Source organism: Homoserinimonas sedimenticola (assembly GCF_026094475.1).
GTDB classification, from domain to species: Bacteria; Actinomycetota; Actinomycetes; order Actinomycetales; family Microbacteriaceae; genus Homoserinimonas; species Homoserinimonas sedimenticola.
This window is the reverse complement of the sequence record NZ_JAPELL010000001.1, coordinates 797,500-814,549: the sequence shown is the minus strand read 5'-3', so window position 1 is coordinate 814,549 and position 17,050 is coordinate 797,500. Positions and strand designations below refer to the sequence as shown.

The window sequence follows — 17,050 nt, the reverse complement described above, 5'->3', positions numbered from 1 at the left end:
CGCCTCGAGGGCACGGGAACGCTACTGAGCGACGACAGCGGTCACGCGACAGCGCAGGCACTCTGTGCACAACGCCAAGATCTGGGCGCTGTGGAGGAGTGTTTGCAGCAGCTATTCCGCCGACGCCCACCACAGGGTGGTGTCGCCATGCCGCTTGCTGCGGTCGAGTTCGAGGCCGACGGGCCAGGTCGGCTCTGCCGAGCGGGACGAGCGCTCCACGAGCACGATCGCCCCGGGCGCGAGCGGCAGCGCGGCGAGATCGGCCGAGAGGGCGTCATCGCCGAGGTCGTAGGGCGGGTCCATGAAGACGAGGTCGGCGGGAGGGGGCCCGCTGGTGAGGAAGCTCTGCACCGAGACCGGCGCGACAGTGATGCGCACGCCCCGGGGAGCGCGCGACGAGATCAGCTGGGCGTTGCGGCGGCAGATGGCGGATGCCGCGGCATTCCTCTCGACAAGCGTCACGCTTGCGGCGCCGCGACTCGCCGCCTCGAGCCCCAGCGCGCCTGATCCCGCGTAGAGATCGAACACGGTCGCGCCGGCGATGGCGTCCCGGGCTTCGAGCGCGGAGAAGATCGCCTCCCGCACCCGGTCGCTCGTGGGCCGGGTGCCCTTGGGAGGCACCGCGATGGCGAGCGATCCGGCGAACCCGGCGATGATGCGCGTCATCCTTCGAGCGTAGCTTCCCGGGCATATCGGGGGTCGCCGGTACGCTCGTTGCGTGGATTCGCCGCTCGATGCCAAGCTCTCCTCCGCGCTGGGCGGTCGCACGGCGCAGTCGTTCTCCCGAAACCTGGGTCTCGAGACGGTCGGCGACCTGCTCAGCCACTATCCGCGCCGCTACGCTCTGCGGGGCGAACTGACGGAGCTGGGTGCGCTTCCCGTTGACGAGAACGTCACGATCGTCGCCGAGGTCGTGGAGGTGCGCGACCGTCCCATGCGAAACCGGCGCGGGTCGATCCTCGAGGTGCGCATCAGTGATGGCAAGGGCGTCCTCTCGCTCACCTTCTTCAACCAGTCCTGGCGCGCCAAAGACCTGCGCCCGGGGGTCAGGGGCATCTTCGCGGGCAAGGTGGGGGACTATCGCGGCAGTCTTCAGCTGGCGCACCCCGACTACGAACTCTTCGACACGGATGCCTCGGGCTCCGACTCTGGCGCCTACGAGAGGTGGGCGCAGCAGCCGGTGCCGATCTACCCGGCAACCGCGACGGTTCCCTCATGGCAGATCGCGAAAGCTGTCGGCGTGGTGCTCGACACTCTTCCGCCCCTGCCCGACCCCGTGCCTGCGAGCGTCCGCAAGGAGCGCACCCTCATGGACCACCGTCGGGCGCTCGAGTTGATCCACCGTCCCACGAAGGACATCGAGTGGCGCGCAGCGCGCAAGTCCCTGCGCTTCCAGGAGGCCTTCGTGCTGCAGGCGGCCCTGCTGGAGCAGCGCGCGGCCCTGCGGGCGAGGCGCGCGACTCCGCGGCATCCGCAGCCGGGCGGGTTCCTCGAGCGTTTCGACGCCGCCCTGCCGTTCTCGCGCACCGACGACCAGATTGCCGTGGGCGAGGCGATCGCGAACGATATCGGGCAGGAGGTTCCCATGAATCGCCTCGTGCAGGGCGAGGTGGGGTCGGGCAAGACGCTCGTGGCGCTGCGGGCGATGCTCGCGGTCGCGGAGTCGGGCGGCCAGTCGGCGCTGCTCGCCCCCACCGAGGTTCTCGCGGCGCAGCACCTGCGGTCGATCGTGGCGGCGCTCGGTCCCGACCTCGCCGCGCGCCTGCGGCCGACCCTCATCACGGGCCAGATGCCCACGGCCGATCGGCGCCGGGCGACCCTCGCCGCCGTGTCGGGCAGCGCCCACATCATCGTCGGCACTCACGCACTCATGAGCGGCTCGGTCGAGTTCTTTGACCTGGGGCTTGTCGTGGTCGACGAGCAGCACCGATTCGGCGTCGCCCAGCGGGAGGCCCTGCGGCGCAAAGGCTCTGTGCCGCCGCACGTGCTCGTGCTGACGGCGACCCCGATCCCCCGCACGGTCGCGATGACGGTCTTCGGCGACCTCGACGTGTCGACGATCGCGCAGCTCCCCTCCGGACGACAGCCGATCGAGTCGCACGTCGTGCCCCTCGCCGACAGGCCCGGGTGGATGCCGCGGGTATGGCAACGGGTCGGGGAGGAGTTGCAGCAGGGCAGGCAGGCCTTCGTCGTGTGCCCCGCGATCGACGCGGGCAGCGAGGAGGAGAGCGACGCGCCTGCCCCGGAGGAGACGCCGGGCGTGAAGCCCGCGAGCGTTGTCGGTGTGCTTGAGGAGCTTCGAGCCAACCCCGCCCTCGCCGACGCGCGAATCGAGGCGCTCCACGGGCGCATGCAGGGGGAGGAGAAGGACGCCATCATGCGAGCCTTCGCGGCGGGCGACATCGATGTGCTCGTTGCGACGACTGTGATCGAGGTGGGCGTCGATGTGCCGAATGCTTCGACCATGGTGATCCTCGACGCCGACCGTTTCGGCGTCTCCCAGCTGCACCAGCTGAGAGGCCGCGTCGGCCGAGGCGGGCTTCCCGGGCTGTGTCTCATGGTGACTCGGGCGGAGAGCGAGTCGCTTGCCCGCGAGCGCGTCGAGGCGGTCGCGGCGACTCTCGATGGCTTCGCGCTCGCCGAGAAGGACCTCGAACTGCGGCAGGAGGGCGACGTGCTCGGCAGCGTGCAATCCGGCGGCCGGTCGAGTCTGCGCCTGCTGCGGGTCGCGAAGGATGCCGGCCTCATCACGGAGGCCCGGGCGGTCGCCGAGCAGACCCTCGCCGACGATCCCACCCTGGCCGGGCATCCTGCGCTGAAGGAGGCGTTGGCGCGTCGGCTCGACGAGAGTGCCCGGGAGTTTCTCGCGCAGGGCTGAGTCACAGCTGGGCCTCCGCCGGGGGTGGCTCGATAGGGTGGGGGACATGCCTAGGATCGCCGTCGTACCCGGATCGTTCGACCCCGTCACGCGGGGCCACCTCGATGTCATCGAGCGCGCCGCTGGGCTCTTCGACGAGATTCACGTGCTCGTCGTGCACAATCCCGACAAGACGGCCCTTCTGCCGGTGGCGCAGCGCATCAACCTGCTGGAGCGTTCGATTCAGGATGCTCGGCTGCCCGGCAACATCCGCGTCACCTCCTGGATGGTGGGCCTTCTGGTCGACTACTGCACGGATGTCGGCGCGAGCGTGCTCGTGAAGGGCGTGCGTTCGGGCGTGGACGTCTCCTATGAGACGCCCATGGCGATCGTCAACCGCAACCTGGCGGGCGTGGAGACGGTGTTCCTGCTGCCCGACCCGGCGCATGCGCATGTCTCGAGCTCGCTCGTGCGGCAGGTCGCGTCGCTCGGCGGGGATGTCGCACCCTATGTGCCGCGTGCGGTCGCTGACTTCCTGCAGTCGCCCGAGTCGCCGACGATGGACTCGTAGCTGCCGACGATGGGGGTCGCATTCAAAGGTTAGGCATGCCATACTTAGGCAATGCTTACCTTGGATGTCGCGGTCGAGAAGGATGCCCGCCCGGCCTACCGCCCCTACCTTGTCACGGTGGGTGCGCTGCGTCGGCTGAGCCCCCACTTCGTGCGGGTCACCTTCGCGGGCGAAAGCCTCGCCGATTTCGGCGTCGACGGCCTCGACCAGCGCATCAAGCTCGTCTTCCCGCTGGAGGAGGGTCCGCGGCGTGGCGAACTGTGCGATGTCGGGGCGGATGACCCGGACGTCATCGCGGCAGGCACCTGGTATGCGCGGTGGCGCGAGCTCCCCGACGAGCTTCGCAGCCCCTTCCGCACCTACACGATTCGCGCCGCGCGGCCCCGGGAGGGCGAGATCGACGTCGACATGGTGTTCCACACCGACGGCGGCGGGCCCGCGTCCCGCTGGCTCATGGGCGCGAAGGTGGGCGACCCGCTGATCGTCGTCGGCCCCAACGCCCGCAGCATCGACTCCGCGGTCGGCATCGACTGGCATCCGGGCGACGCCAACGAGCTGCTCCTCATCGGCGACGAGACGGCGGCACCGGCGATCTGCAGCATCCTTGAATCCCTTCCGCTCGGCGTCTCTGCGCGCGCCTTCATCGAGGTGCCCGGGGCAGCGGATGCCCTGCCCGTCGCAGCCCACGAGGGCGTCGAGGTCACGTGGCTCGGCCGTAACGGCGCTGAGCACGGCAGCCTGCTCGACGCGGCCGTCCGCGAGTGGGTCGCGCAGAACGAGCCGATCGTCACGGCGGCTCGCGCTGCCCGCGCCCAGACCATCACCGATGTGGATGTCGACTCCGAGCTGCTGTGGGAGTCGCCCGAGCGCGCTGAGGTGGGTTTCTACGGTTGGCTCGCGGGCGAGTCATCCGTCATCAAGTCACTCCGCCGGTTCCTCGTGACCGAGACGGGGATCGACCGCAAGCGCATCGCCTTCATGGGCTACTGGCGTCGCGGCAAGTCCGAGCTGCAGTAGGTGACCGTGGCGACAGCGGGCGCGAAGGCCACCGAGCCGGGCGCCGTGACGGATGCTGCGCCCGCGCCGCGTGCGGATGGTCGGCGTCGTCGCATCCGCGCGTGGGGGCTCGCGGCATCCGTCGTGCTTCTCGTGGTGGCGGTCGTGCTGAGCCTGGCCCTCGGCACGCGCGCGATCCCGCTCCCCGACGTCCTGGCGGCCCTCTTCACGACCGCCCCAGGGGATCCCCTCCAGGTGATCGTGCGGGACCTGAGGGTGCCGCGCACCCTGATCGGCATCGCGGTGGGGCTCGCGCTGGGGCTCGCGGGCACCCTCATGCAGGGTGTGACGCGCAATCCGCTCGCCGACCCGGGCATCCTCGGTGTCAACGCGGGCGCCTCCCTGCTCGTTGTGATTGCGATCGCGGTCTTCGGCGTGACCGCTCCCCTCGGCTTCATCTGGTTCGCCTTCGCGGGGGCGGCCGCGGCGGCGGCGCTCGTCTACGGGATCGGTGCACTCGGCCGAGACGGGGCGACGCCGGTCAAGCTCGCGATCGCGGGGACGGCGATCACGGCGGCCGCGACATCCGTCGTGACCCTCCTGCTCATCACCGACATCGAGACCCTCAGCGCTTACCGCTTCTGGCAGGTGGGGTCCCTCGCGGGGCGCGGCGTCGACATCCTCACGGTGCTGTGGCCCTTCATCGCGGTGGGCGCGCTGCTCGCCCTCCTGCTCACGCGAGACCTCAACCTTCTCGCCTTCGGCGACGATGTGGCTCGGGGCCTCGGGCACAATGCTGCCCTTACGCGAGCTCTCGCCGGAGTCTCGGTCGTGCTCCTCTGCGGCACCGCGACCGCGATCGCCGGGCCGATCGTCTTCGTCGGTCTCGTCATCCCGCACATCGCGCGCGCCATCACGGGGCCCGACTACCGCTGGATCTTCGCGTTCTCGCTCGTGCTCGGCCCCGTGCTGGTGCTGCTGGCGGATGTGCTCGGCCGCCTGGTCGTCGCCCCGAGCGAGCTCGAGGTGGGACTCGTCGTCGCCGCCGTCGGCGCGCCCGTCATGATCGCCCTCGTGCGACGAGTCAGGCTGGGGTCGCTGTGAGTACGGCAACCTCGGCACGGCAGCAGGCCCCGGTCGGTCAGGTCCGCGCGGGGATCGCTCGGCGCGCAGTCGTCACCACGGTCGTGCTGTCGCTCCTGCTGGCCGCGGTCGTGACGACGGCGGTCGCGACCGGTGCGTATCCCCTGAGCCCCGATCGGCTCATCCTCACCCTCCTTGGGCAGGGGGAGGCGCGTGAGGCGTTCGTGCTGTTCAGGCTCCGTCTCCCCTCGATCGTGCTCGGGCTGCTCGTGGGCGCGGCGTTCGGAATCGCGGGTGCGCTCTTCCAGACCCTCCTCCGCAACCCCCTCGCGAGCCCCGACATCATCGGCATCAGCGGCGGAGCGAGCGTCGCGTCGGCGTTCGGAATCCTCATCCTCGGCGTGAGCGGTGCCATCCTCTCCCTCCTGTCCTTCGCCGGCGCGATCGTGGTCGCGGCGGCAATCGCCCTCCTGTCAGCACGCGGGGGCATCTCCGGCTACCGCTTCGTGCTGATCGGCGTCGGCTTCGCGTTCGTCGCCCAGGCCGCGATCGGCTACCTCACGACGCGCGGCGACGTACGCGAAGCGAGCCAGGCTCTCGTCTGGATCGTCGGCGGCCTCGGGGGAGCGGAGTGGGAGGACAACCTCGTGGTCGCTCTCGCCCTCGCGGCGCTGTTCACTCTCACAGCCGTCGTGGCCCCGCGCCTACGGATGCTGCAGCTGGGCGATGACACGGCGGCCAGTCTCGGCATCAGGGTCGAGCGCACGCGACTCACGATCCTCGTCGTCGCCGTCGCGCTCACGGCGGTCGCGACAGCCTACGCGGGCCCCGTGGCATTCGTGGCCTTCGTGTCGGCGCCGATCGCCCGCAGGATCGTGGGGGGCGGTCGACTCTCCCTCATCCCTTCCGCGCTCGTCGGGGCGATCGTCGTGCTCGTCGCGGACCTCGTGGGCGGGAACCTGCTGCCGGGGGCGGCTGTGCCCGCGGGCATCGTCACGGGCATCATCGGCGCCCCCTACCTCCTGTGGCTACTGGCCACTGCCGATCGCGGAAGGCAGACACCATGACGCACAAGCCGAGCCACACGCTTCAGGCGGAGGCGCTGAGCCTCGCCTACGACTCGAGGTCCGTGATCGAGGATCTCGACATCGCAATCCCTGCGGGCGAGATCACCGTCATCGTCGGCTCGAACGCCTGCGGCAAATCGACCCTCCTGCGTGGCCTCGCCCGCATCCTCACGCCCGGCTCCGGTCGTGTGACCCTCGACGGTCGCGACATTCGCTCCTACTCAGGCCGCGACTTCGCGCGCATCGTCGGCATCCTGCCGCAGTCGCCGACGGCGCCCGAGGGCATCACGGTCGCCGACCTCGTGGCACGCGGTCGCTACCCACACCAGGGGTGGTTCGGTCGGCACACGAGCGAGGACGACCGCGTCACGGCAGAGGCTCTCGCGGCGACGGACTGCACGGAGCTCGCCGATCGTCCGGTCGAGGCGCTCTCGGGGGGCCAGCGGCAGCGCGCCTGGATCGCCATGGCCCTCGCCCAGGATCCCGACATCCTGCTCCTCGACGAACCGACGACCTTCCTCGACGTCACCCACCAGCTTGAGGTGCTCGACCTGCTGATGGGCCTCAACCGGGAGCGCGGCACGACCGTTGTCATGGTGCTGCACGACCTCAATCTCGCGGCGCGCTACGCCGACCACATCGTCGTGATGTCGCGCGGCAGCATCGTGGCCTCTGGCGGACCGCGCGAGGTCATCACCCCCGAGATCGTGAGCGCCGCTTTCGGGCTCGATGCCCGCGTCGTCGACGACCCCGTCTGCGGCGCCCCCATGGTCGTGCCTATCGGGCGCTTCCACGGCGCGCCGGCGCGCGCCTGACCCCAGTCCCTTACATTCCCGCACAACCCACACACCAGGAGAACACGTGAAGAAGAAATCCATCGCGCTCGTCGCAGCCGCTGTCATCGCGCTGAGCGGATGCGCCACCGACGGCGGCGACACCCCAAACGAGGAGGGCGGCGCGGCCACCATCACGCACGCCTTCGGAGAGACGGAGCTGCCGTCGAACCCCGAACGCGTTGTGACACTCGGCTGGGGCAGTGCGGATGCCGCGCTCGCCCTCGGCGTCGTACCCGTCGGAATGGAGGCCCAGACCTACGGGGCCAACGAGGACGGCGTGCTGCCGTGGATCGCCGAGGAGCTCGAGGAGCTCGGCGCCGAGACGCCGACCATGTTCCCCGCCACGACGGAGGAGCCCGCCTATGAGGAGATCGTCGAGCTCGAGCCCGACCTGATCCTCGCCGTCTACTCCGGCATCACGGAGGAGCAGTACGAGGTGCTCTCCGACATCGCGCCGACGGTCGCCTACCCCGACGAGGCGTGGACGACGCCGTGGCGCGAGGTCGCCACCATGGTGGGCGAGTCCCTCGGCATGGCGGAGGAAGCCGAGGCGATTGTGGCCGACGTCGAGGAGACCCTCGTGGAGCAGGCAGAGGCGCACCCCGAGCTCGAGGGCAAAACGGTCGCCGCCATCTGGGATGTCGCGGGAACCTTCTACGTCTACCGTGCGGCCGACCCGCGCGTCGAGTTCCTCTTCGGGCTCGGTCTGGAGAACGCCCCCGCCGTCGACGAACTGGCCAACGGCGAGTCGACCTTCTACTACACCCTGAGCTACGAGCAGCTCGACCTGCTCGAGAGCGACCTCATCGTGAACTACAGCGACACGGAGGAGGCGGCCGAGACATTCCTCGCCCAGCCCTACGCCCAGTCCATCCCCGCCGTGGCGAATGGCGGTGTCGCCAACGTGATCGGTTCCGACCTCATCGCCGCAGTGTCGCCGCCCACCGTGCTCTCCATGACGTGGGGGGTCGAGGAGTACGTCGGCATCCTCGCGGAGGCCGCCGCCGCGATCGACTGACGTTCAACCGGAACGTGGGCACTGGTGTGCGGTGCCGTTGAGATGAAAGACTCACCCGAGAGGTGATTTCTGAATGCTGAACGACGCCGCCCCGGTGCCCACGACCATGTCGGCCGAGCGCTTCGAGACTCTTGGGGCAGCGGTCCTGTCGAGCATCGAGACGGTCATCGATGGCAAGCGCGCCGCCGTCGAGCTCGCGTTCGCGACGCTCCTGGCCGAGGGGCACCTGCTCATCGAGGACGTGCCGGGTGTCGGCAAGACGATGCTGGCTCGCGCTCTCGCGCGCTCGGTCGACTGCTCGGTCAGCCGCATCCAGTTCACTCCTGACCTGCTGCCCTCCGATATCACGGGGGTGTCGGTGTACAACCAGGGCGAGCGCCGCTTCGAGTTCACTCCCGGCCCCATCTTCGCCAACATCGTGATCGGCGACGAGATCAACCGCGCAAGCCCCAAGACCCAGTCGGCGTTGCTCGAGAGCATGGAGGAGCGGCAGGTCACGGTCGACGGTGTGACACATCCTCTGCACGCCCCCTTCGCGGTCGTGGCGACGCAGAATCCCATCGAGATGGATGGCACCTACCCGCTGCCTGAGGCGCAGCGCGACCGCTTCATGGCGCGGATCTCGATGGGCTACCCCGACGAGGCCGCCGAGCAGGCGATGCTTCGCACGCGCGAGTCGTCGAGCCCGCTCGACCGGCTGACACCCGTCGTCACGATCGACGAGCTCCTGGAGATGATCGCCACCGTCCGCGCCGTGTACGTCGCGCCCGCCGTCGAACGCTACGCCGTCGCGATCGCCCACTCGACTCGCATGGACACGGAACTTCGGCTCGGGGCGAGCCCTCGCGCCACCCTGCAGCTCGTGCGGGCCGCCAAGTCCCGCGCCGCACTCGCGGGAAGGGACTTCGTGCTCCCCGACGACCTCGACGCGCTCGCCGTGCCCGTGCTGGCGCACCGAGTCATCCCCGCCGGTCAGGTCGTCGGGTCGACCGCGACGGGGGTCGCGGAGGCGATCGTGCAGCGCATCGTGGCGGCCACCCCCGTGCCGATCGCCGCGAAGGCTCACCGTTAGGGGCGACGACGTGGCTCGAGAGCGACGCCGCCGCGGCACAGCGCTGACCCTCAGGGGCCGCGTCGTGTTGGCGCTGGGTCTCGTGGGGCTCGTCGTCGCCTATACCTCCAGGATCGACGCAATCCTCTTTGTGGCGGTCATGCTCGTCGCGGTCGTCGCGGCGGCCGTGCTTGCCGCGCGGCACCGCCGCCCCGCACTCGCGGTGCACCGCTCCTTCGGATCCGAACGCGTCATGCCCGGGCATCCGCTGTCGGTCGACCTCACGATCGCCAATCGGTCATTGCGTGCCGTCGGTGCCGCCACCTGGACCGACGGATGGCGGTGGGTCTCGCCCGCAGGCATGCTCGCGCGCGGCGCCACCGGCTCAAGCGAGTCGTCGGAGCTGCCGCCCTTGCGCGGCCGATGGGGTGACGTGCAGACGGCGGTGTCCGTCTCGTGGGAGTTCGAGCCGCCCCTCCGCGGCGACATCGAGGTCGGCCCGGTGCGGGTGACCGTCGGTGACCCATTCGGCCTCGCGACCGCGACCGTGCAGGCGGGGGACACCACGCGCCTGCTGGTGCTGCCCGAGGTACAGGCACTCGACGACGCAACCTTCGGCCTCCGCCGCGCCGACGGGCAGGCGCACCGGGCCGACCATCGGGCGACAGGGGGAGAGCACGAGCTCACGACCCGCGCCTACCGAGTGGGCGACCCCCTGCGCCGAGTCCACTGGCGCGCCTCCGCCCACCACGGTGAACTCATGGTGAGGCAGGAGGAGCAGCGAAGCGCCGCCGAGGTGAGCGTTCTGCTCGAGACGCGGCGAGATCGTCACCCGGACGCGGAGCCGGGCGACCCGCTCGAGAGCGACTCCTTCGAGTGGGCGGTGTCGATGGCCGCCTCACTCGCCGTGCATCTCGACGCGATCGGCTACCGCGTGCACCTCATTGAGACGGGGGCTCCGCAGCTCGCCGCTCACGCGGGCGCCGACCTCGACGGCCTCGCTCGCGTCGCCCTCACCTCCCTCGAGCGCACGACAGGCGTCTCCCTGGTGCCGCCCGGCCGTCTCGGCAGCTCCCGTCTTGGCTCCATCTTCGCCGTGCTCGCCGAGCTGGATGACGCGACTGTCGGCGATCTGGTGGCGGGGCGAGCGCCCTACGACTCCGCCGTCGCGTTCGTGCCCGCCTGGAGCTCCGACGAGGACCTTGCACGACTCGCAGCGGCCGGGTGGACCTGCATTCCCGTCGGGGTCGTCGACGAGCCTCGCGACGCCTGGGCGTCCTCATTGAAGAGGGGTGCCGCATGAGGGACGCTCGTCCGCAACCCCCCGTGGCTCCGCCCTGGCGCAGCTCCGCGGCGCTCGCACTCGCAATCCCGCTCGCGTTCGCGAGCTATCGCGAGGTGCTGCAGCAGAACGACTGGTGGTTCGCGATCGCACTGACCTCGACCCTGGTGCTTGGCGCCGCGGCGGGAGCACGCGCGCTCGTGCCCGAGGTTAGACGCGGGCTCCGGGCATCCATTCCCACCCTCGCGGCGGCACTGACCGCCGTGGTCGTCGTCTCGCTAGGCTCGGCTCCGCAGACGACATTGTTCGGTCTGCCCACCCCGGCCACGCTCGAGGCGCTCGCCCAGGTGGCGGGGCAGGGTCTCGCCTCCCTTGCGGCCCAACCGGCGCCGGCCATCGCCGACCCCGGCGTCATCCTGCTCTTCACAGCGGGGGCAGGCTTCCTCGCTGTGCTCTGTGATCTCTGGGCGGCAACCCTGCGCACCCCGGCGCTGACCGGCTGCCTCCTCATCCCCGCCGCCCTCGCACCCGCCGCGATCGTCCCGATTGACGACTACTTCTGGATCGCGCTCGCGATCGTCGCCTGGCTCCTTGTGCTGGTCGCACAGCGGCCCTCGCGGGGACGACGCGCCTGGGATGTCGTCGGGGTCGTCGGTGGGGGAGTCGCCGCCGCCATCGTCGCCACCATGATCGCCCCCACGCCCTCGGCAAGCGGCGGGGGCTCCGCGACGACGGGGTCCATCCGATCGGGCGTCAACCCCGTCGTGACGCTGGGGGAGGACCTGCGCCGTGAGGAGACCATCACGGCGCTCCACTACACGACCGAGTCGGGGGCGGGACACTACCTGCGGCTGACCTCCGTCGATCGCTTCACCGAGGAAGGCTGGGAGGGCGATCCCGTTCCCGACCCGGACTCCCTACCCGAAGTGGCACCCGCCCCGCGCGGGCTCAGCGACGCCGTCCTGCGCGAGACGGAGGTGACCGCCGTCGAGGTGAGCTCCCTCGGCGGAGCCTGGGTGCCCCTTCCATACCCGGCGCTCGGCGTGGAGGGCCTTGAGCAGGACGCCGAGTGGGACCCGCAACTCACGGCCCTCCGCCTCGACCGGCGCAGCGTGCGAGGGACCGATTTTGTCGCGACGTCGCTCGTTCTCACCCCCACTCCCCAGCAGCTGCAGGCGGCCGGAACCATCGTGCCCGAGGACCTCGCACCCCTCGCGGCGGCCGACACGGCGTGGCCCTCCGTGATCGCGGAGACCGCGGCATCAGTCACGGCGGGCAGCGCGACAAGCTACGAGCGCGCACTCGCCCTGCAGGAATACCTGCGTTCCGGGCCATTCGAGTACTCCGAGATCGCGCCCGAGCGCGACGGCTACGACGACACGAGTGCGGGAGCCGTGGCGGCCTTCCTCGACGTGAAGAGCGGCTACTGCGTGCAGTTCGCCTCCGCGATGGCGCTCATGGCGCGGACGCTGGGGATCCCCTCCAGGATCGGGCTCGGCTTCCTGCCCGGAGAGGAGGTCGACACGGGGGGCGACGAGCAGCGCTGGCGCGTGACATCCGACGACCTGCACGCGTGGCCCGAGCTCTACTTCGAGGGTGTCGGCTGGATACCTTTCGAGCCGACGACGCAGCGGGGCGAGCCCGCCGACTATGCGGAATCCGGCGCGCTCGACGAGCTCGGCGCCGAGACGCCCCTCCTGCCCGACACCCCCACCCCACTGCCGAGCGCGAGCCCGAGCACCCAGGCGCCCGAGCGCGGTGACGTGGGCGCTGTCGACGTCCTGGGTGATGATGACGAGGCCGGCGTGCCTCTTCCCGTGTTCGTGCTTCTCGGCCTTCTCGCGCTGGCCCTCCTGCCCGCCCTCGTGCGAGAGGTCCTTCGCCGCCGCCGCCTCGGTCTGGTGCGCCGCGGCCGCGCGGGTTCCGAGCTCGCCTGGCGTGAACTCATGGAGACGGCGCGCGATCTCGAGATCCCCGTGTCGGCCACAGCAACACCGCGGTCCAACGCCGCCGCGATTGCGGCCGCCATGAACGCACCAGACCACGATCTTGACGCCGTACTCGGCGCGGTCGAGGGAGAGGCATACCGCCCGGCAGGCAGCGGTGCCGCGGATGTCACGAGCTCGGTTCGCGCGGTGCTGCGCCGTCTCCACGGCGCCTCTCCGGCCCGCAGCCGGCTCGCGGCGATGCTCTGGCCGCGCACCCTCCTCGAGCGGCTCGTGAACGCGATCTCGTGAGCCTGCGGCCGGGCGAAACCGGCGCGCGCCGCCGGGCCGATAGCGTGGCGGCATGAGTTCCGACCTGAACGCGCGCGTCGTCGACCTCGACCGCGCCCACGTCTTCCACTCCTGGAGTGCGCAGGGGGCCCTCTCCCCGCTCCCCATCGCGGGAGGGCAGGGCAGCACCGTGTGGGACTACGAGGGCACCCGCTACCTCGACTTCTCCAGTCAGCTCGTCAACACCAATATCGGCCACCAGCATCCGGCCGTCATCGAGGCCATCGCGCGGCAGGCCGAGACACTCGCGACGCTTGCGCCGCAGCACGCGACGCTCTCGCGGGGTGAGGCGGCACGTCGCATCCTCGATGTCGCGGGTCGCGCGTTCAGCAAGGTGTTCTTCACGAACGCGGGGGCGGATGCGGTGGAGAACGCGATCCGGCTCGCCCGCCTCTCGACAGGGCGCGACAAGATTCTCTCGAGCTACCGCTCGTATCACGGCAACACGGGGGCGGCGATCGCCGCAACGGGGGACTGGCGGCGGATCCCCAACGAGTACGCGCACGGCCATGTCCACTTCTTCGGGCCCTTCCTCTATCGCAGCGACTTCTGGGCGTCGAGCCCCGAGGAGGAGTCGGAGCGGGCGCTGCGGCACCTCGAACGTGTCATCGAGAGCGAGGGGCCTGGCACGATCGCGGCAGTGCTCGTCGAGACGGTTCCTGGCGGCGCCGGCGTGCTCGTGCCGCCGCCCGGCTACCTCAGGGGAGTTCGTGCCCTGACCGAGAAGCATGGCATCGCGCTCATCCTCGACGAGGTCATGTGCGGTTTCGGGCGCACAGGCGAATGGCTGGCGTTCCGCGGCGACTTCGGCGACGGGCGCGACTCCGTCACGCCGGATCTCGTCACCTTCGCCAAGGGTTCCAACTCTGGTTACGTGCCCGCGGGCGGGGTCATCATGACCGAGGCCATCGCCTCCGTATTCACCGAGCGAGTGTTCCCCGGCGGCCTCACATATTCGGGGCATCCGCTCGCGATGGCATCGATCGTCGCCACGATCGACGCGATGCGCTCGGAGAAGATCGTGGACCACGCCCGCGAGATCGGGCAGGAGCACCTGGGGCCCGGGCTTCAGGCCCTCGCGGATGCCCACCCCATGATCGGGGAGGTGCGGGGTCGCGGCGTCTTCTGGGCGCTCGAGCTCGTGCGAGATCGCGGCACACGGGAACCCGTCGGCGCGAGCGTCATGGCCGACCTCAAGAAGCGGCTTAGCGACCTGCGCCTACTGAGCATCACGGTCGAGAACCGCATCCATGTCGTTCCACCGTGTGTCGTGACCCCCGCCGAAGTCGCCCGCGCCCTCGCGATCTATGACGAGGCGCTGACGGCCGTCGGGCAGGGCTGAGGCCCCGCCCAGCCCGCGCGGCTACACTCTTCGGGTGGCTCAACACAACCGTTCCCCCTTCATGATCAACGTGGTCGACCTTGCGCGCCGACCGGGCGAGATGCGCGAACTCGAGATCGACGTCACCGTCCAAGAGCGCATGGGCAACGCCGTCATCGGCATCGCCCCCGACACTGAGATGCAGCTCGACGTGCGCCTCGAGTCGCTCCACGACGGCATTCTCGTCACGGCAGACGTCGACGCCGTGGCATCCGGGGAATGCGTGCGATGCCTCACGGAGGTGACGCAACCGGTCGAAGTCGAAATCCAGGAGGTTTTCGCCTACGATAAGGACGAAGCTTTTGAGTATCAGGTTCAAGATGATCACGTGGATCTTGAACCGGTGATCAGGGATGCGGTGGTGTTGTCACTGCCGTTCCAGCCGGTATGTCGAGAGGATTGCCTCGGCCTGTGCCCCCAGTGCGGGGTGCGGCTACTCGACAACCCGGGTCACGAGCATGAAGAACCCATCGATCCTCGCTGGGCGAAGCTTGCCGGGCTCGAAGGCCTGACCGAGGCTCCCACCGATGACGCCCTCGGCGACCGTTCGAATGACGGTGCCGATAGAGAGAAGAGATAGCCATGGCAGTACCCAAGCGGAAGATGTCCCGTGCGAGCACGCGTGCCCGTCGCGCGCAGTGGAAGGCCACCGCGCCCGCACTCGTGAAGACGATCGAGGGCGGCAAGGTCGTCTACAGCCTGCCGCACCGCGCCAAGGTCGTCGAGGACTCCGCCGGCACCGCACTCTACATGGAGTACAAGGGCCGCAAGGTCGCCGACGTCTGATCGACGGGGTCCAGCATCCATGGACTCCGCTGATTCGCGGCGGGGGGCCGCGGCAGCGGGTCCCCGTGATGCCGCCGACCTCGCGCTCTCTCTCGCGGTAGAGCTCGATCCCGAGCTACTCGAGCTTGCACTCACGCATCGCTCCTACGCCTACGAGCATGGTGGCATCGCCCACAATGAGCGTCTTGAGTTCCTCGGCGACTCGATCCTCGGGCAGGCCGTCACGGTCATGCTCTACACCTCTCACCCGGAGCGGGACGAGGGCGAGCTCGCGAAGCGCCGGTCGAGCCTCGTCAGCAGCGCGGCGCTTGCAGAGATCGCGCGTGGGCTCGAGCTGGGTGACTACCTGCGTCTCGGTAGGGGCGAGGAGCTCACGGGAGGCCGAGACAAGTCGTCGATCCTCGCCGACACGGTCGAGGCTCTCATCGGTGCCGCCTACTTGAGCGCGGGGCACGATGAGGCCACTGCGCTCGTGCTGAGGCTCATCGAGCCCCTCCTCGCGGATCCGGACCGCTTCGGCGCTGCAATGGACCCGAAGACGAGCCTGCAGGAACTCGCCGCCCGCCTGGGCCGCGGGGCGCCCGCCTACCGCATTGCGGACAGCGGGCCGGACCACCTGAAGCGGTTCCATGCCACCGTCGTGCTGGACGGCGAGGATGTCGCCTCCGGCGAGGGCAGCAGCAAGAAGCATGCCGAGATGGCGGCCGCGCTGCAGGCATGGACTCTGCTGCAGCAGAGCGCTGGCTGAGCATCCGTCGTGCCTGAGCTACCCGAGGTCGAGGTCGTGCGCGCGGGCCTCGCGCCGGCGGCCACTGATGCACGCATCGAAAGTGTCACAGTGTTCGACGAGCGCTCTCTGCGCCGCCATGAGGGCCCGGCCGAGGATTTCGTGGAGCGGCTCGAGGACCGCGTGATGCTGACCCCTGAGCGTCGCGGCAAGTTTCTCTGGATCCCACTCGCGCCCGCCGCCTCGCCTGCCGCCGCGCCCGCGCCCGAGTCGCGCGAAATGGTCGTGCCGGCGGCCGGTACGCGACCATTCGACGCGAGCGAAGGCGACTCCGAGGTGCTGATGGTGCATCTCGGCATGAGCGGCCAGGTGCTGCTGCGTGACCGGGCGACGGATGACCGGCTCACGCGCATCCGTCTCGATGTGTCACACCCCACCCACGGGCCCCTGCGGCTCAACTTCGTCGATCAGCGCATCTTCGGGTCGATGGCGGTCGACCGCCTCGTCGCGCCCGCCGACGGGCTCGGGGGGCACGTGCCGAGCCAGGTTTCACACATCGCCCGCGACCCGCTCGACGAGCACTTCGACGAGCGGCGCTTCCTCACCCGTCTCGCGGCGCGCCGCACCGGCATCAAGAGGGCCCTGCTCGACCAGACGCTCATCAGCGGCATCGGCAACATCTACGCCGACGAGGCACTCTGGGCCGCGCGCATCCACTACGACGAGCCGACGGATGCTCTCAGTCGCCCGCGCGCGAAGCGGCTGCTGCAGGAGGTGCGGCATGTGCTCACGAAGGCTCTCGCGGAGGGCGGGACGAGCTTCGACACGCAGTACCTCAACGTCAATGGCGAGTCAGGCTTCTTCGCCCACTCGCTCAACGCCTACGGGCAGCAGGGCAAACCGTGTCCGCGCTGCTCGCGGCAGATCGTGCGCGAGCAGTTCATGAACCGGGGCTCCCACTTCTGCGCGCACTGCCAGCGGCGTCGGGCCGCCGGGTAGCACTTCGTCACGCTGAAGCCCGCCGCGCGGCATTCGGCGACATCGGGTCGGCGTGCGGGATGCGCCCGTCCCCATCTCGAGTTGCCCACTTTTGTGGTTCCTGTGCGGCGGAGTGCCGCA

16 protein-coding genes are annotated in these 17,050 nt (G+C 70.0%); 15 read left to right on the top strand and 1 reads right to left on the bottom strand.

Annotation, left to right across the window (positions count from 1 at the left end):
• Positions 1–111: 111 nt before the first annotated feature.
• On the bottom strand, positions 112–666 hold the full coding sequence (rsmD, locus tag OH146_RS03815) for a 16S rRNA (guanine(966)-N(2))-methyltransferase RsmD (protein WP_265157539.1): 555 nt from the start codon (positions 664–666) through the stop codon (positions 112–114).
• A gap of 52 nt (positions 667–718) precedes the next feature.
• Between rsmD and OH146_RS03810 the strand changes: the two genes are divergently transcribed.
• From OH146_RS03810 to mutM, 15 genes are all read left to right on the top strand, one after another.
• Entirely contained in the window at positions 719–2,878 is a 2,160-nt protein-coding gene (locus tag OH146_RS03810; RefSeq protein WP_265157537.1) for an ATP-dependent DNA helicase RecG, read from the top strand.
• 46 nt (positions 2,879–2,924) lie between these two features.
• On the top strand, positions 2,925–3,428 hold the full coding sequence (gene coaD / locus OH146_RS03805) for a pantetheine-phosphate adenylyltransferase (protein WP_265157535.1): 504 nt from the start codon (positions 2,925–2,927) through the stop codon (positions 3,426–3,428).
• A gap of 51 nt (positions 3,429–3,479) precedes the next feature.
• On the top strand, positions 3,480–4,445 hold the full coding sequence (locus OH146_RS03800) for a siderophore-interacting protein (protein WP_265157533.1): 966 nt from the start codon (positions 3,480–3,482) through the stop codon (positions 4,443–4,445).
• Positions 4,446–5,528 carry a FecCD family ABC transporter permease gene (locus tag OH146_RS03795; RefSeq protein ID WP_265157531.1) on the top strand — a complete coding sequence of 361 codons (1,083 nt, stop codon included), beginning with the start codon at positions 4,446–4,448 and terminating at the stop codon, positions 5,526–5,528.
• On the top strand, positions 5,525–6,574 hold the full coding sequence (locus tag OH146_RS03790) for a FecCD family ABC transporter permease (protein WP_265157529.1): 1,050 nt from the start codon (positions 5,525–5,527) through the stop codon (positions 6,572–6,574). The genes OH146_RS03795 and OH146_RS03790 overlap by 4 nt, the downstream gene beginning before the upstream one ends.
• Complete coding sequence (locus OH146_RS03785; RefSeq protein ID WP_265157527.1) at positions 6,571–7,389, top strand: ABC transporter ATP-binding protein; 819 nt, start codon at positions 6,571–6,573, stop codon at positions 7,387–7,389. The genes OH146_RS03790 and OH146_RS03785 overlap by 4 nt, the downstream gene beginning before the upstream one ends.
• Before the next feature lie 46 nt (positions 7,390–7,435).
• Complete coding sequence (locus OH146_RS03780) at positions 7,436–8,428, top strand: iron-siderophore ABC transporter substrate-binding protein (RefSeq protein WP_265157525.1); 993 nt, start codon at positions 7,436–7,438, stop codon at positions 8,426–8,428.
• Positions 8,429–8,501: 73 nt separating this feature from the next.
• Positions 8,502–9,500, top strand: a complete 999-nt coding sequence (locus OH146_RS03775) for an AAA family ATPase (RefSeq protein WP_372508453.1) — start codon at positions 8,502–8,504, stop codon at positions 9,498–9,500.
• 10 nt (positions 9,501–9,510) lie between these two features.
• On the top strand, positions 9,511–10,782 hold the full coding sequence (locus tag OH146_RS03770; protein WP_265157524.1) for a DUF58 domain-containing protein: 1,272 nt from the start codon (positions 9,511–9,513) through the stop codon (positions 10,780–10,782).
• A complete protein-coding gene (locus OH146_RS03765; RefSeq protein ID WP_265157521.1) occupies positions 10,779–12,998 on the top strand; it encodes a transglutaminase TgpA family protein in 2,220 nt (739 codons plus the stop codon). The genes OH146_RS03770 and OH146_RS03765 overlap by 4 nt, the downstream gene beginning before the upstream one ends.
• 52 nt (positions 12,999–13,050) lie before the next feature.
• The gene (locus tag OH146_RS03760; RefSeq protein WP_265157519.1) at positions 13,051–14,379 is read left to right on the top strand and encodes an aspartate aminotransferase family protein; all 1,329 of its coding nucleotides are present in this window, start codon (positions 13,051–13,053) and stop codon (positions 14,377–14,379) included.
• A gap of 34 nt (positions 14,380–14,413) precedes the next feature.
• Complete coding sequence (locus OH146_RS03755) at positions 14,414–14,998, top strand: YceD family protein (RefSeq protein WP_265157517.1); 585 nt, start codon at positions 14,414–14,416, stop codon at positions 14,996–14,998.
• Positions 14,999–15,000: 2 nt separating this feature from the next.
• Positions 15,001–15,204, top strand: a complete 204-nt coding sequence (gene rpmF / locus OH146_RS03750) for a 50S ribosomal protein L32 (protein WP_147720795.1) — start codon at positions 15,001–15,003, stop codon at positions 15,202–15,204.
• A gap of 19 nt (positions 15,205–15,223) precedes the next feature.
• Complete coding sequence (rnc, locus tag OH146_RS03745; protein WP_265157511.1) at positions 15,224–15,952, top strand: ribonuclease III; 729 nt, start codon at positions 15,224–15,226, stop codon at positions 15,950–15,952.
• Between the two features lie 9 nt (positions 15,953–15,961).
• Positions 15,962–16,930 (top strand): bifunctional DNA-formamidopyrimidine glycosylase/DNA-(apurinic or apyrimidinic site) lyase, encoded by a 969-nt coding sequence (gene mutM, locus OH146_RS03740; RefSeq protein ID WP_265157509.1) that lies wholly within the window; start codon positions 15,962–15,964, stop codon positions 16,928–16,930.
• The last annotated feature ends 120 nt before the right edge of the window (positions 16,931–17,050 follow it).